Origin of the sequence: Hydrogenophaga sp. (assembly GCF_035481345.1) — a bacterium.
Classification (GTDB): domain Bacteria; phylum Pseudomonadota; class Gammaproteobacteria; order Burkholderiales; family Burkholderiaceae_C; genus Hydrogenophaga.
The window spans coordinates 1-13,896 of the sequence record NZ_DATIGV010000010.1 but is presented as its reverse complement, the minus strand read 5'-3'; the positions used below and the strand labels follow the sequence as shown (position 1 = coordinate 13,896).

Annotated in this window: 16 protein-coding genes; 12 read left to right on the top strand and 4 right to left on the bottom strand. The window is 71.2% G+C overall.

Going from position 1 to position 13,896, the window contains the following annotated elements; translation table 11 throughout:
- Positions 1-51: 51 nt before the first annotated feature.
- The 8 genes from VLG41_RS00710 to VLG41_RS00675 all read left to right on the top strand — a co-directional run bounded on the left by VLG41_RS00710 (position 52) and on the right by VLG41_RS00675 (position 6,600).
- Positions 52-339 carry a DUF3325 family protein gene (locus VLG41_RS00710; RefSeq protein WP_325347480.1) on the top strand — a complete coding sequence of 96 codons (288 nt, stop codon included), beginning with the start codon at positions 52-54 and terminating at the stop codon, positions 337-339.
- Between the two features lie 77 nt (positions 340-416).
- Positions 417-2,630 (top strand): TonB-dependent receptor, encoded by a 2,214-nt coding sequence (locus tag VLG41_RS00705; RefSeq protein ID WP_325347479.1) that lies wholly within the window; start codon positions 417-419, stop codon positions 2,628-2,630.
- Positions 2,630-3,814 (top strand): PepSY domain-containing protein, encoded by a 1,185-nt coding sequence (locus tag VLG41_RS00700; RefSeq protein WP_325347478.1) that lies wholly within the window; start codon positions 2,630-2,632, stop codon positions 3,812-3,814. The genes VLG41_RS00705 and VLG41_RS00700 overlap by 1 nt, the downstream gene beginning before the upstream one ends.
- Positions 3,811-3,993 carry a hypothetical protein gene (locus tag VLG41_RS00695; protein WP_325347477.1) on the top strand — a complete coding sequence of 61 codons (183 nt, stop codon included), beginning with the start codon at positions 3,811-3,813 and terminating at the stop codon, positions 3,991-3,993. Before VLG41_RS00700 ends, VLG41_RS00695 begins: the two co-directional genes overlap by 4 nt.
- A gap of 78 nt (positions 3,994-4,071) precedes the next feature.
- A complete protein-coding gene (locus VLG41_RS00690; protein WP_325347476.1) occupies positions 4,072-5,229 on the top strand; it encodes a hypothetical protein in 1,158 nt (385 codons plus the stop codon).
- A 68-nt stretch (positions 5,230-5,297) separates the two neighbouring features.
- Positions 5,298-5,543, top strand: a complete 246-nt coding sequence (atpE, locus tag VLG41_RS00685; protein ID WP_325347475.1) for a F0F1 ATP synthase subunit C — start codon at positions 5,298-5,300, stop codon at positions 5,541-5,543.
- A gap of 13 nt (positions 5,544-5,556) precedes the next feature.
- Entirely contained in the window at positions 5,557-6,102 is a 546-nt protein-coding gene (locus tag VLG41_RS00680; RefSeq protein WP_325347474.1) for a hypothetical protein, read from the top strand.
- Positions 6,103-6,171: 69 nt separating this feature from the next.
- Complete coding sequence (locus tag VLG41_RS00675) at positions 6,172-6,600, top strand: VOC family protein (RefSeq protein ID WP_325347473.1); 429 nt, start codon at positions 6,172-6,174, stop codon at positions 6,598-6,600.
- A gap of 22 nt (positions 6,601-6,622) precedes the next feature.
- Here VLG41_RS00675 and VLG41_RS00670 read toward each other — a convergent pair whose 3' ends face one another.
- The 4 genes from VLG41_RS00670 to VLG41_RS00655 form a co-directional block, all read right to left on the bottom strand.
- Positions 6,623-7,582 carry a PDR/VanB family oxidoreductase gene (locus tag VLG41_RS00670; RefSeq protein ID WP_325347472.1) on the bottom strand — a complete coding sequence of 320 codons (960 nt, stop codon included), beginning with the start codon at positions 7,580-7,582 and terminating at the stop codon, positions 6,623-6,625.
- A gap of 8 nt (positions 7,583-7,590) precedes the next feature.
- Positions 7,591-8,784: an aromatic ring-hydroxylating dioxygenase subunit alpha gene (locus VLG41_RS00665; protein ID WP_325347471.1), complete on the bottom strand. Its 1,194-nt coding sequence runs from the start codon at positions 8,782-8,784 to the stop codon at positions 7,591-7,593.
- A gap of 13 nt (positions 8,785-8,797) precedes the next feature.
- The gene (locus tag VLG41_RS00660; protein WP_325347470.1) at positions 8,798-9,790 is read right to left on the bottom strand and encodes a tripartite tricarboxylate transporter substrate binding protein; all 993 of its coding nucleotides are present in this window, start codon (positions 9,788-9,790) and stop codon (positions 8,798-8,800) included.
- Positions 9,791-9,919: 129 nt separating this feature from the next.
- Positions 9,920-10,843, bottom strand: a complete 924-nt coding sequence (locus VLG41_RS00655) for a LysR family transcriptional regulator (RefSeq protein ID WP_325347469.1) — start codon at positions 10,841-10,843, stop codon at positions 9,920-9,922.
- An 82-nt stretch (positions 10,844-10,925) separates the two neighbouring features.
- Here VLG41_RS00655 and VLG41_RS00650 point away from each other — a divergent pair, with 82 nt between their 5' ends.
- The 4 genes from VLG41_RS00650 to VLG41_RS00635 all read left to right on the top strand — a co-directional run.
- Entirely contained in the window at positions 10,926-11,693 is a 768-nt protein-coding gene (locus VLG41_RS00650) for an ABC transporter permease (RefSeq protein ID WP_325347468.1), read from the top strand.
- Positions 11,694-12,476, top strand: coding sequence for an ABC transporter ATP-binding protein (locus VLG41_RS00645; protein ID WP_325347467.1), 783 nt, complete (start codon positions 11,694-11,696; stop codon positions 12,474-12,476).
- Positions 12,473-13,441: an MlaD family protein gene (locus VLG41_RS00640; protein WP_325347466.1), complete on the top strand. Its 969-nt coding sequence runs from the start codon at positions 12,473-12,475 to the stop codon at positions 13,439-13,441. The genes VLG41_RS00645 and VLG41_RS00640 overlap by 4 nt, the downstream gene beginning before the upstream one ends.
- Positions 13,438-13,896, top strand: a 459-nt coding sequence (locus tag VLG41_RS00635; protein ID WP_325347465.1) for a PqiC family protein, incomplete at its 3' end; no start/stop codon positions are given. The genes VLG41_RS00640 and VLG41_RS00635, both read left to right, overlap by 4 nt.

Here is a 13,896-nt window from a genome sequence, read left to right as displayed (position 1 = left end):
CCGCCACTCCCGCTCCCGCCACGCCGGCCCTGCCGGGCGAGGAGGCCGCGCATGTCTGAAGCCGCCCTGCTCGTGCTGGCCGCGCTGTGCAGCCTCGCCGGCATGACCGCGTTCGCGCTGGCCATGCCCGCGCACTGGGCCCAGGTGGCCGGCGCGCGCGCCCCGCTGTCGCCCACGGCGCAAGCCCGGCTGCGCCAGGCCGGCGCCCTGGCCTTGGCGGCTTCGCTCGGCCTGTGCCTGGCCGCCGACCACCCCAGCATGGCCGCGCTGGTGTGGGTGATGCTGCTGGCCGTGTCGGCCACGGGCGTGGCGATGTGGCTCTCGCGCCGCCCCGCCTGAATCCCGACCGGCCCGCGCCCCACCGCCTCCCGCATTCCTTTCCCATTCCCCGCACCCGCCCGCTTCGGAGACCGTCCATGAACGCCCCTCGCACCCCATCCGCCGCCCCGCGCCTGAGCGCGCTGGCCCTGGCCGCCTGGCTCGCCACCGCCGCGCACGCGCAGCAAAGCGCGGCGCCCGCCGCCGAGCCCAGCGGCGGCACGCTGTCCACCGTCACCGTGCGGGCCAACGCCGACGCTTCCGCCGAAGGCCTGAGCGCGCCCTTCGCGGGCGGCCAGGTCGCGCGCGGCAGCCGCGTGGGCGTGCTGGGCAACCTCGACCTCATGGACACGCCCTTCTCCACCACCGCCTACACGGCCGAGCTGATGCAGGACCAGCAGGCCCGCAGCGTGGGCGACGTGCTGCTCAACGACGCCTCGGTGCGCGCAGGGCGTGGCTTCGGCAACTTCCAGCAGGTCTATTTCATCCGCGGCCTGCCGGTGTTCTCCGACGACGTGGCCTACAACGGCCTGTACGGCCTGGTGCCGCGCCAGTACATGGCCACCGAGTTCATCGAGCGCGTGGAGATCCTGCGCGGCGCCAACGCCTTCGTCGGCGGCGCGGGGCCCGGCAGCAGCGCAGGCGGTGGCCTGGGCGGCCTCATCAACGTGGTGCCCAAGCGCGCCCCCAACGAGCCGCTGAGCCGCGTCACCGCGGGCGTGCAGACGGGCGGGCAGGTCTCGCTGGCGGCCGACCTGGCGCGCCGCTTCGGCCCCGACCAGGCCACCGGCCTGCGCCTGAACCTGGCGCGGCGCGACGGCGGCACCGGCGTGGACGGCGAGAAGCAGACCCTGGACGTGGCCGCCGTGGGCCTGGACTGGCGCGGCCGCGGCGTGCGCCTCTCGGCCGACCTGGGCTACCAGGACAACCGCCTGCGCGAGCCGCGTCCCAACGTCACGCCCGCCGCCAACGGCGCGCCCATCACGGACGCACCCGAGGCGTCGCACAACTTCGCCCAGCCCTGGACGTATTCCGACGGCCGCGACCTCTTCGGCACCGTGCGCGCCGAGGTGGACCTGAGCGACACGCTGCTGGCCTGGGGCGCCATCGGCGCGCGCCGGGGCGATGAGGACAACCGGCTGTCCAACCCGACCCTGACCGACGCCGCCGGCAACACCACGGCCTACCGCTTCGACAACGTGCGCGAGCAGACCTTGTACACGGCCGAGATCGGCCTGCGCGGGCGCGCGCGCACCGGCAGCGTGGGCCACGAGTTCAACGTGTCGGCCGCCACGCTCAACTCGCGCGAGCGCAACGCCTATGCGTTCTCCGACTTCGCCGGCTACGCCAACAACCTCCACCAGCCCTTCCCCGTGGCCGCACCGACGCCCGACTTCTTCGTCGGCGGCGACCTGGGCAACCCGCTGCTGGTGGAGCGACTGGGCACCCGCAGCCTGGCCATCGCGGACACCCTGTCCTTCATGGGCGACAGCCTGCGCCTGACCCTGGGCGCGCGCCACCAGACCCTGCGCAACACCGCCTACAACTACAACACCGGCGCACAGGAATCGCACTACGACGAGAGCCGCACCTCGCCGGTGCTGGGCCTGGTGGTCAAGCCCGCCAGCGGCTGGTCGCTGTACGCCAACTACGCCGAAGGCCTGGTCAAGGGCGACACCGCCTCGGGCATCGGCATCACCAACGCCGGCCAGATCTTCGCGCCCTACGTCTCCAAACAGAAGGAGATCGGCGCCAAGTACGACGGCGGGCGCATCGGCGCCAGCGTGGCGCTGTTCTCGCAGCGCAAGCCCAGCGCCTACGTCGAAAACAACGTCTTTGGCGTGTTCGGCGAGCAGCGCAACCGCGGCCTGGAACTCAACGTCTTCGGCGCGCCCGCCAAGTCGGTGCGCGTGCTCGGCGGCCTGACGCTGCTGGACGCGACGCAGATGCGCACCCAGGGCGGGGTCAATGACGGCAAGGATCCGATCGGTGTGCCCGAGCACCAGCTCAACCTCGGCGTGGAATGGGACCTGCCCGTCGCGCGTGGCCTGACGCTGGATGCGCGCCTCATCCACACCGGCAAGCAGTACGCCGACGGCGCCAACGCGCAGGAAGTGCCCTCGTGGACGCGCGTGGACCTGGGGGCGCGCTACCTCACCGAATTCAACGGCCGGCTGCTCACCCTGCGCGGTCGCGTGGAGAACCTGTTCGACAAGGGCTACTGGGCCTCCGCCGGCGGCTTCCCGGGCCGGGGCTACCTGGTGCTCGGCGCGCCGCGCACCTTCGTCGTCAGCGCCAGCGTGGACTTCTGATGCCGAGCCCACGCGCCCTACGCGCCTGGTCCTGGGTGCACAAGTGGAGCAGCCTGGTCTGCACCATCTTCATGCTGCTGCTGTGCCTCACCGGCCTGCCGCTCATCTTCCACCACGAGATCGGCCACCTGCTGGGCACCGAGATAGAGGCGCCCGAGATGGCGGCCGACGCGCCGCGCATCAGCCTGGACCGCGTGATGGAGATCGCCATCGCCGAGCACCCGGAGAAGGGTGGCATGTACGTCTCGCAGGAGGAGGACGACGACCGCGTCTGGTACGTCACGCTGTCGGACACGCCCTTGTCGAACTCGGGCCTCAAACAGGTGGCGGTGGACGCGCGCACGGGCGAGAAGCTCGGCCAGCCGCCGCTGGACAGTGGCTTCATGTACCTCATGTTCTCGCTGCACGTGGACCTGTTCGCGGGCCTGCCGGGCACGCTGTTCCTCGGCTTCATGGGCCTGTTGCTGCTGGTGGCCATCGTCTCGGGCGTGGTGCTGTACGCGCCCTTCATGCGCAAGCTGCGCTTCGGCGAGGTGCGGCGCGACCGATCGACCCGTGTGCGCTGGCTGGACCTGCACAACCTCCTGGGCATCGTCACGCTGACCTGGCTGTTCGTGGTCGGCGCCACCGGCGTCATCAACACCTGGGCCGACCTGGTGGTGCGCTACTGGCAGACGGACCAGATGGCCGAGATGGTGGCGCCCTACCAGGGCCGGCCACCGCTGGAGCGGGATCGGCTCGGCTCCCTGCAGGCGGCGGTGTCGGCCGCGGTGGCGCTGGAGCCCTCGATGAAGGTGGGCTTCGTGGCCTTCCCCGGCACCTTGTTCACCAGCCCACACCACTACGGCGTGTTCATGCGCGGCACCGAGCCGCTCAACTCGCGCCTGTTCAAGCCCGTGCTGGTGGACGCCGTCACCGGCCGGGTGACGGACAGCCGAGAGTTGCCCTGGTACCTCACGGGGCTGCTCATCTCACAGCCGCTGCACTTCGGCGACTACGGCGGGCGGCCGATGCAGATCATCTGGGCCGTGCTCGACATCCTCACCATCATCGTGCTGGGCAGCGGGCTGTACCTGTGGCTGCGGCGCGGCGCCACCACCAGCACCGATGCGGCCGAACTGGCGCCTCCCGCCCTGACGGGCCGCGAAGCGCCGGGCCTCAACCGCGAGGCGACCCACCCATGAAGGCACTGTGGAACGCCCTGGGCCCCGTGTGGGCCTGGCCGGTGGTGATCGCGCTGGCCTCGGCGGTCGGCCTGGTCACGGCGCTGCTGGGCGACGGGCCCTGGGACTGGGTGTCGTGGTTGTGCCTGGGTTCGGTGACCGGCGCTGGCGTGTGGCTGGGCTGGGGGCGGGGGCGCTGAGGCGGCGGCCTTAACATCGGCCGGCGCACCGGCACGCCAGCAAGCCCGCTGCGCGTCATCGCCAGGGGAGACCACGCCATGCCGTCCGTGCCTCAGCAACGCCACCGATCCGCCCTCACTGGCCTGCGGTGGCTCGCCATGCTGGCCTGCCTGCCGGTGATGCTGTCCTGCGGCCTGTGGCCGCCGCGCATCCACCCCGACTTCGTGCAGACCTTCATCGACGTGCAGCGAAATGGCGACGACCGCGCGGCCACGGCGGTGTTCGACCCCGGCTTGCGCGTGCTGGCCATCGGGCGCGAGAGCGGGCGGCTCGAACTGTGGGACGCGCGCGAGGCCGGTGTGCGCCGCATGCGCGAGGCGCACACGGCGCGCACCGAACACATCGCCTTCGGCGTCGAAGATGGCATCGTGCTCAGCAACGGCCTGTCCAGCGAGCCGCCGCACGACGACAGCCCGGGCACGCGCGTCTGGGACGCGCGCAGCGGTGAGCTGCTGCACACGCTCAAGGGCCAGTGGTCACCGGGGCCGATCGCCGCCAGCCCGGTGCGCGGGCTCTACCTCATCGCCGACTCCAGCGAACTGCTGATCTACGACCATGCGAAGCGCGCCATGGTCGGGTCGCGACTCAAGATGGAACGCGACGGCCAGGTCACCGCGATCGGCGTCGACCGCGCCTCGGGCCAGATCGCTGTCGGCACCTCACACGGCGACTTGCTGCTGCTGCGGCTGCGGATCACTGAGGGCACCCCGCGGTGGGACATCGTGCGGCAGGTATCGCCACAGGACCAGGTCGCGCGCTCGGACGTACTCGCCCTGCTGTTCCTGGACGAGGGCCGCCGGCTGGTGTCGGCCGCCCGCCTGCCCCCGGCGCCCGGCCGCGAGCAGCGCGCCGAGGTGGCGCAGTGGGACACCGCCACGCTGCAGCGCCAGCGCACCTACCCCATCACCCTGCAGACGCTGCACCGGGCCTCGCACACGGCGGGCGAGCCCTGGATCGTGCTGGCCGGTACGGTGCCGCCCAATCGCGGCAAGATCGAACTGGTGGACCTGCGCAGCGGCGTGGCCTGGCGCTACGACGCCAATACCTCTCACCCCACGGCGGCGCTGTTGCCCGAGATCAGGGCCGGGCTGATCCTGCAAAGCCGCGGCGCCACGCGCATCCGCTACCTGGAAGAAGAGACCCGCTGGCGCGAGAAGCAGACCCTCTGCGCACACCCATCGGCAGCGCCGCCATGACCTCCCGGGTCATGGATGTCGTGCGCTGGGGCCGGCACAGTGAGCCCATCAACACCAAGGAGCCTCACATGTCGGACCTCTCTCAACTCCCCCTCGCCGTCGGCCACATGATCGGCCTGGGCGCCCTCGGCTCGTGCATTGGCATCGGCATCATGGCCAGCCGCTACCTGGACGCCTCGGCGCGCCAGCCGGAGATGATGGAGGCCCTGCAACCCAAGGTCTTCCTGCTGGCGGGCCTGCTCGACGGCGCCTTCATCATCTCGGTGGCGCTGGGCGTGTGGTTCGCGCTCGCGGCACCCTTCCCTTCCTCCTGATCACCTCGACCCGATGCGCCAGCCACCGTCCCCTTCGCGCGTGCTCGTGCTCGGTGCCGTCGGCCGCGCGGGCGCCGCCGTGCTGCGCGAGCGGCTGGGCCAGGTGGGGGCGGTGCCGGTCACGGTGCTCTGCACGCGCGCCTTCGCGCACCAGCCCCGGGGCCTGGACCACGCGGTGGTGGCCGGCGGCGACTGGCGCGACTGCCTGCCCCACGCCTCGGCGCGGGACGAGGTGCTCATCGTCCTCGACACGCCGCGCCACGCGCGCGAGGCCATCTTCTGGCGGCCCGAACGGGCCGCACTGGTGCCGCTCATGGAGGCCCTGCACGCCCAGGGCGTGCGCCGGCTGGAACTGGTGTTCGGCCCCGGCCATGCGCCCGACGCCACGGAAGGCGCGGTGCTGCAGCGGCTGGGTTTTGGCGCGCGCGAGGCCGGGCGGCGACCGCCGGTGGCCACGCCCCAGGGCGCCGCCGGCAGTTGGCCCGAACGGCTCGCCGCGTGGATGTTGCGCACACTGATCGACACACTGCATGCGCTGGGGATGCAGCGGCGGCCCTGAGCCGTGTACCGTGCGAGCGGGCATGGCGCTTGCCCGCGCCCCCAAGGACATCGAATCAAGGAGCACCGAATGAGCACGCAATCCCTGCACCGCGGTAGTCTGATCGACCACCTCCAGCTCGTCGTGAAGGACCTGCCCGCCGCGAAGCGCTTCTACGCGGCCGTGTTCGACGCGCTGGAGATTCCCATGGGAGGCGAAGGCGACACGTACTTCTGGGCGGACGAGCTGTTCATCTCCACGCCCGACAGCGCCGCCGCCGCAGGCGTGCTGACGGGGCGCCACCACCTGGCCTTCCAGGCGAAGAACCGGGCGATGGTCGAGGCCTTCCACCGGGCGGCCCTGGCCAGCGGCGGCCGGGACAACGGCGCGCCGGGCGAACGCCAGTACCACCCCGGCTACTACGCCGCGTTCGCGCTCGACCCCGATGGCAACAACATCGAGGCCGTGTACCACGGCGAGGCCCGGCGCAGCGCGCCGTCGGTGAACATCACCTTCTGAGGCTTCTGAGGCTTCTGACGCCTCAAAGGTCGAGCACCAGCCGCGCCGACTTCGCGCGCGAGCAGCACGGCAGCATCTGCGTGTGCCGGGCTTGCTCGTCGGGCATGAGGTAGAGGTCGCGGTGGTCGACCTCACCTTCCAGCACGGCGGTGAGGCAGGTGCCGCACACGCCCTGCTCGCACGATGTCTCGATGGCCACGCCCTGGGCCGCCAGGGCCTGGGTGATGGACACGCCGGGCGCGATGCGCACCGTGCGCCCGCTGCGCGCCAGCACCACGTCGAAGGCACCGTCGCCGCCCGTGTTCACGGTGGCACCGGAGAAATGCTCGAAGTGCACGCGGTCGCTTGGCCAGCCAGCGCGGGCCGCGCTCTCCTGCACACCGGTAATGAAGGCCTGCGGCCCGCAGACGTAGACGTGTGCCCCCGGCGGCGCCTCGGCCAGCGCGGCGCCGATGTCCAGCCGCCGATCGGCCTCGCCGCCATCGAAGTGAAAGCGCACGCGGTCCGCGTAGGGCCGCCCGCGCAGGTGCCGCAGGAAGGCCGTGCGGGCCTCGCTGCGCGTGCAGTAGTGCAGCGTGAAGTCTCGCCCCTGGGCATGCAGGGTCTCGGCCATGGCCATGAGAGGCGTGATGCCGATGCCGGCCGCGAACAGCAGGCTCGGGCCCGCGCCCTCGCTCAAGGCGAAGTGGTTGCGCGGCGCCGAGACCTGCAGCGTGTCGCCTTCGGCCAGCGCGTCGTGCATCGAGGCCGAGCCGCCACGGCCGCCGGCCTCGCGCAGCACGGCGATCCGGTACGGGCCGGGCTCGCCGGGGGCGTTGCACAGCGAGTACTGGCGCACCGCGCCCGAGGGCGTTTTCACGTCGATGTGCGCGCCGGCGGTGAAGGCGGGCAGCGCTGCACCTTCACGCTCCAGGTCCAGCAGAACGATGTCCTCGGCTTCCGCGCGTTTGCGGGCGACCTTGACCATGAAGTCCAGGCTCATCGGGCGCTTCAGCTTTCCAGGAAATTGCCCGCGTCGAAGAAGACCGGCGGGGCGTCGGGGTCGAAGCTCACGCCGGCCGGGTCTTCGCCGCGCTGCACGGCCTCGAGCTGGCTTTGCAGGTAGCGGCGCAGCATCACGATGCCGCGGTCGGAGGTGGCCAGGTGCTCCTCGGAGTGTCTGGCGATCCTTCCCTGGCTGACCATGGCCTCGTAGTCGCCCGGCGAGGCGCGGTGCTCCTCGGCCGTGAGTTCTTCCCACAGCTTGCCGTTCTGGCGCGAGCGCATCTTCGACAGTTCACCCACCTCGCTCACGCGGCCCACCACGTAGATGCGGAAGTGGTGGTCGTCGATGGGCAGGATCCAGCCCAACGACTCCACGCGCCCGAACTTGCCCAGGCGCGGGCTGGGGATCACGCGCAGCGTGGGGATGGCGGCCTGGCTCACGCGGCGGAAGGTCTTGCCGTCGTCGAGTCGGCGCACCGAGGTCGTGCGCACGCCGAGTTCAACGCGGTCCCAGGTGACCTGGGGCATGAGCGCCATCTGCTCGACGAACTGCGTGCCGCTGAAGGTGGAGTGCAGCACCACGACGTGGAAGGGGTCGACCAGGTTCTCGTAGTGCTGCAGCCAGTTGCAGTCGATGATCTGCGGGCCGCCGCCGCCGATGCTGCGGTCGTTGGCCTCGAGGAACTCGCCCGCGTCCAGGTTCTCCAGCGCCTCGTAGCGCGGCAGCGTGGGCTTTTTCCCGGGCGGGCCCATGTAGGCCCAGATCAGGCCGTACCGTTCCTGCACCGGGTACCAGGGCTGGCGCACCTTGTCGCGAAACTTGCCGCCCTCGGGCTCGCAGGGCTGCTCCAGGCATTGGCCGTCCACCGAAAACAACCAGCCGTGGTAGCAACAGCGGATGCCGTTCGCCTCCACCTTTCCGTACAGCAGCGAGGTGCCGCGGTGCGCGCAGTGCGGGTAGACCAGGCCGGCGCGGCCCTGCTGGTCGCGAAAAAGGATCAGGTCTTCACCGAGCACGCGCACCTGGCGCGGCGTGTCGGTGGCGTCGGTGCTCAGGCCGATGGGGTGCCAGTAGCGGCGCAGCAGCTCGCCCATGGGCGTGCCCGCGCCCACCTCGGTCAGTTCCTTGCGGTGGGTGGGCGCCGGGCGGCCGTAGGCGGTGCCCTGGTCGGGAACGATGGGAATCACTCGTGCGTTCATGGCTTCCTTGCGATCAACTGGCGCGCATGCCGGCCGCGCGGATCAGTGCCTCCCATTGAGGCAGTTCCTTCTGCTGCGCGGCGGCGAACGCCTCGGGGCTTTGCGTGAGCGGCGTCAGGCCGAGGTCGACCAGGCGCTGGCGCACCTCGTCGGTCTTTGCGGTCTCGTGAAGACCCTGGACGATCTGCTCGACGACGGGGCGCGGCGTCTTCGCAGGCGCGAGGAAGCCGAACCAGCTCTCGGTCTCGAAGCCACCCTTGAAGCCCTGCTCCACGAAGGTGGGCACGTCCGCCAGCGTGCCGCTGCGCTGGCTGCCCGCGATGGCGATGACCCGCACCTTGGGTTTGCCGCCCGAGCTCTTGTCCCCCTGCAGGTGCACCTTGGCGGTGGACGGGTTGGCCCAGGCCGAATCGATGACGCCACCGAACAGGTCGATGTGCGCGCCGGCCTGGCCCTTGTAGGGCACATGGTCGATGGGCGCGCCGCTCTGCTTCTTCAGCAGCTCGGTGTAGAGGTGCGCCGCCGTGCCCTGGCCCCAGGTGGCGCAGGTGATGCGGCCTCTGGCCTTGGCCCAGGCCACGTACTCCTGAACGTTGTTCACCGGCGCGTCGCTGCGCACCATCAGCACCGGGCCACCGACGCCCACGGGCGTGAGCGGCTGGAAGTCCTTGATCGGGTCGTACGGCGTCTTCTGCAGAAAGGGCAGCACCAGTTGGGTGTGCGTGATGGTGAACAGCAAGGTGTGCCCGTCGGCCGGCGCCTTGGCCACGAAGTCGGCGGCGATCATGCCGCCCGCGCCGGGCTTGGTCTCCACCACCACGGGGTGGCCCCAGGTCTTGGACAGGCGCTCGGCGAACACGCGGCCCAGGATGTCCAGCGGGCCGCCGGGTTCGCCGAAGGCGATGAGGCGCACGTGGCGGTTGGGGAAGCTGGGCGTCGATTGGGCCAGGGCCGTGCCAAGGAAGGGCGAGGCCAGGCCCAGGGCCACCAGGTCGCGTCGGTTCATGCTTGTCTCCGTCGTGGGTATGGGGGATGCGAGGGCCCGCACGATAGGCCGTGGCGCGCGCCCGGGCAAAGCAAACGTTTGGATATGAGATATGCGTGGGGCTGATAGCTGCCCACGCGGCGCGGGCGTTCAGAGCGTGCGCTCGATCGCCTCGATCACCTGCCCGCGCAGCCAGACCACCGCCTCGTCGGCCTCGCTGCGCTTGTGCCAGCAGGCGTGCAGGCGGTAGTCGGGCAGCTCGAAGGGCAGCGGGCACGAGCCCAGGACGTGCAGGTAGCGGCGCGCCACGCGCTGGGGGAAGACGGCGATCAGGTCGGTCTCGGCCAGCAGGTCCACCATCTGGCTGAAGGAGTTGACGCCGGCCTGCACCACGCGGCGACGGTCCAGCCGCGCGAGGTGGCTGTCGATGGTGTCGTCCAGCACCGAACGCGACTGGCCCAGCACCACGTGCGGCCAGGCGCAGAAGGCGTCGAGGTCCAGCCCGCTGGCGAGCACCGGGTGGCCCTGGCGCGCCACGCCCACGTAGGAGTCTTCGCACAGGGTGGTGGTTTGCACGCCTGTGACCTGTGTGATGCGCGGGATCAGCGCGAGGTCGACGTCGCCGCGCGCCAGTTCCTCGGCGGTTTTGCTGTAGTCGGCCAGCGACCAGGCCACGCGCATGCGCGAACCCAGCGCGCCGAGCGTGCGGCACAACTCGGGCATCAGCGTGCGGCAAAGGTGGTCGCTGCCCGCCACGCGCAGGATGCGGTCGGAGGCGGCCGGATCGAAGGGCTGGTGGCGGCTCATGAGCCGCTGCAGTTCCGAGAGCACCGTCTCGACGTTGGGCGCCAGCGCCAGCGCGCGGGGCGTAGGCTCGACGCCGTACTGCGTGCGCACGAAGAGATCGTCGTCGAAGGCCACGCGCAGGCGCTTGAGACAGGCGCTGACGGCCGGCTGGCTCAGGAACAGGCGCGCCGCCGCGCGCGACACGCTGCGCTCGCGGATCAGGGCGTCAAAGGCGCGCAGCATGGTGATGTCCACGCCGCGCAGTTCGGTGTAGCTGGGGTCTTCCATTGGTTGTTTCCGGTGGACTGCATAAGATGCGTCCGATGACAGCCATTCTCGCTGCCACCCCCGTGGGCCGGGAGACCCGCGCTTGCTGAAGCCCTCCCTCGCCTTCGCCCGCCGGCCGCTCACCTTCCTTGGGGAGGTGCTGCTGTCGGCCGGTGCCGCGCTCGGCGGGCGCCGCCGCTACCGCGCGCAGGACGCGGCGCGGGTGCTGGCCGACACCAGCGCCCGCGCCGTGGGCATCGTCTGCCTCGTCAACTTCCTCGTGGGCGCCATCCTCGCCTTCGTGGGCGCGGTGCAGTTGCTCAAATTCGGCGCCGGCATCTTCGTGGCCGATCTGGTCGCGATCTCGGTGGCGCGCGAGATGGCGGCCATCATCACCGCCGTCGTCATCGCCGGGCGAACCGGCGCGGCCTTCGCGGCCGAACTGGCCACCATGCAGACCAACGAGGAGGTGGACGCGCTGGAGGTGCTGGGCCTGCCCGCGATGGATTTCCTGGTGCTGCCGCGCGTGGCGGCGCTGCTGGTGATGATGCCGCTGCTCTTCGTGTTCGCCTGCCTCGCGGGCCTGGTGGGCGGCATGGTGGTGGCCTCGGTGATGCTTGAACTCTCGCCCGCGGCGTACATGAACCGCACCGCGGAGGCGCTGGCCTGGACCCACCTCGGCCTGGGCGCGGCCAAGTCGCTGGTGTTCGGCGCGCTCATCGGCATGGTGGGCTGCTACCACGGCCTGTACGCGCAGCGCAACGCCGCTGGCGTGGGCGTGGCCACCACGGGCGCGGTGGTCACCAGCATCGTGGCCATCATCGTCATCGACGCCGTGTTCGCGCTGGTGGCGAACACGCTGGGGATCTGAATGGCCTTGCTGAGCGTGCAGAACCTGGAAATGCGCTTCGGCGAGAAGCTGATCCAGCGCGGCGTGTCTTTCGACGTGGAGCCCGGGCGCATCTTTGCTGTGATGGGCGGCAGCGGCTGCGGCAAGAGCACGCTGCTCAAGCACCTGGTGGGCCTGCTGGCGCCCGCCAGCGGCGCGGTGCTTCACGGCGGCGTGGACTACTGGGCCGCCACCGAGGCCGAGCGCGAGGCCATGCGCCTGAAGTTCGGCATGCTGTTCCAGAGCGCGGCGCTGTGGTCGTCCATGACGGTCCTGGAAAACGTGTGCCTGGCGCTGGCGCGGCAGACATCGCTGGACACCGCGGCGCAGGAGGCGCGTGCGCGCGAGGTGCTGGAATGGGTGGGCATGGCCGATGCCGCCGACAAGCTGCCGGCCAGCCTGAGCGGCGGCATGAAGAAGCGCGCGGGCCTGGCGCGCGCCATCGCCTCCGAGCCGCCGCTGCTGTTCCTCGACGAGCCCTCGGCGGGCCTGGACCCGATCAGCTCGCGCCGGCTCGACGACCTGATCCTGGACATCCGCGAGCGCACGGGCGCGGCGGTGGTCTTCGTCAGCCACGAACTGCCGAGCCTGTTCGCCATCGCCGACGACGGCATCTTCCTCGACGCGGACAGCAAGCAACCGATCGCGCACGGCCGCCCGAGTGAACTCGTGCAGACCCGCGTCCATCCCACAGTCGATGCCTTCCTGCGAAGGCAAGCCCCTCCCGACCCGCCAGCGCCACCCGCGCGTGGAGATCCCGCATGAAACGCAACGCCCTCCTCATCGGCAGCTTCGTCGCCGCCGCGCTGTTCATCGTGCTGGCCGGCATCTTCTGGCTCAGCGGCAGCGACTGGTTCAGCGACCAGCAGAAGGCGACGGTGTTCTACGAGGACAACGTGAGCGGCCTGTACGTGGGCGCGCCGGTGACCTTTCGGGGCGTGGCCATCGGCCAGGTCACCGAGATCGGCATCCGCGTCGATGGTGCAACGCTGCGCACCACGGTGCCGGTGGTGATGAAGCTGCAGGCACCGGCGCTCGCCGATGCGGGCGCCGACATTCCCACGCTGGTGACCCGTGGCCTGCGCGCGCGGCTGGTGTCCGAGAGCATCGTCACCGGCCAGAAAGCGGTGGAACTCGACTTCGAGCCGCAGACGCCCGCGAAGCTGTACGGCGGGTCGCGCCACCCCGAGATTCCCGCGCTGCAGGACCGCTTCGGCCCGCTGATCGAGCAGGTGGCCGAGCTGCCACTGCGCGAGACCGTGAGCGAGATGCGGGCCACGGCCGAAGAAATGCGCAACACCCTGGTGGCGGTGCAGAAGACGCTCGGCGGCGTGCAGACGGCGCTGACCGATGCCTCGGCCGAACTGAAGCAGACGACCGTGGCGTCGCGGCAGACGCTGGTGGCGGCGACCGAGACCATCCGCCAGCTCCAGGCCAGCTCCACCGCCACACTGGCGTCCATCGAGCGCCTGTCGCTCAGCGCCGAGCAGACGGTGCGCGAGGCGCGCCCCGAGCTGCAGCAGGCGCTGGTGGGCGCGCGCGAGGCCACCGAGTCCGCCCGGCTGGCGATGAACCGCCTGGCCGACATCTCCGCGCCGGACGCGCCGCTGCGCGCGGACCTGGAGACCGCCGTGCGCGACCTCTCGCAGGCCGCGCGCGGGCTGCGCTCCTTCAGCGAACTGCTCGAGGAGAAACCCAACGCCATCATTTTCGGGAACCGACGCGAATGACCACGACCCTGCTCCACCGCCGCGCCGCGGCCATCGCGCTCGCGGTGGCCACCATGGCCCTCGTCACCGGCTGCGTGTCCGCACCCGATCGCCCGCCCACGCTGCTGACCTTGCCCGGCGCCTCGGCGGGCGCGCCCACGCCGCTGGCCGCACCGCCCGGCGACAGCACCACGCTGGCGCTCGCGCGCCTGGAGATTCCCGAGTACCTCGTTTCGCGGCGCGTGCGCTACCGCATCGACGACAGCACCCTCACCGAGTGGCCCGATACCTTCTGGGCCGAGCGCATCGAGGTGGGCATGTCGCGCGAGTTCGCCTCGGCGCTGCGCGCGCGGCTGCCGGGTTGGCGCCTGTGCGAAAGCCAGTGCGCCGAATGGTCTCCCGTCGCGAGCCTGCGCGTGGTGATCGACCGCATGGACTACTCGCGCGCGCAGCGGCGGCTCAAGGCCAGCGTGCGC

Bases quoted from the DNA above. Each gene is read 5' to 3' on its own strand.
- VLG41_RS00690 (WP_325347476.1), top strand. From the start codon at position 4,072: ATGCCGTCCGTGCCTCAGCAACGCCACCGATCCGCCCTCACTGGCCTG.
- VLG41_RS00670 (WP_325347472.1), bottom strand. From the start codon at position 7,582: ATGAGCCTGGACTTCATGGTCAAGGTCGCCCGCAAACGCGCGGAAGCC.
- VLG41_RS00665 (WP_325347471.1), bottom strand. From the start codon at position 8,784: ATGAACGCACGAGTGATTCCCATCGTTCCCGACCAGGGCACCGCCTAC.
- VLG41_RS00660 (WP_325347470.1), bottom strand. From the start codon at position 9,790: ATGAACCGACGCGACCTGGTGGCCCTGGGCCTGGCCTCGCCCTTCCTT.
- VLG41_RS00710 (WP_325347480.1), top strand. From the start codon at position 52: ATGTCTGAAGCCGCCCTGCTCGTGCTGGCCGCGCTGTGCAGCCTCGCC.
- VLG41_RS00705 (WP_325347479.1), top strand. From the start codon at position 417: ATGAACGCCCCTCGCACCCCATCCGCCGCCCCGCGCCTGAGCGCGCTG.
- VLG41_RS00695 (WP_325347477.1), top strand. From the start codon at position 3,811: ATGAAGGCACTGTGGAACGCCCTGGGCCCCGTGTGGGCCTGGCCGGTG.
- VLG41_RS00675 (WP_325347473.1), top strand. From the start codon at position 6,172: ATGAGCACGCAATCCCTGCACCGCGGTAGTCTGATCGACCACCTCCAG.
- VLG41_RS00645 (WP_325347467.1), top strand. From the start codon at position 11,694: ATGGCCTTGCTGAGCGTGCAGAACCTGGAAATGCGCTTCGGCGAGAAG.
- VLG41_RS00700 (WP_325347478.1), top strand. From the start codon at position 2,630: ATGCCGAGCCCACGCGCCCTACGCGCCTGGTCCTGGGTGCACAAGTGG.
- atpE (WP_325347475.1), top strand. From the start codon at position 5,298: ATGTCGGACCTCTCTCAACTCCCCCTCGCCGTCGGCCACATGATCGGC.
- VLG41_RS00680 (WP_325347474.1), top strand. From the start codon at position 5,557: ATGCGCCAGCCACCGTCCCCTTCGCGCGTGCTCGTGCTCGGTGCCGTC.
- VLG41_RS00655 (WP_325347469.1), bottom strand. From the start codon at position 10,843: ATGGAAGACCCCAGCTACACCGAACTGCGCGGCGTGGACATCACCATG.
- VLG41_RS00640 (WP_325347466.1), top strand. From the start codon at position 12,473: ATGAAACGCAACGCCCTCCTCATCGGCAGCTTCGTCGCCGCCGCGCTG.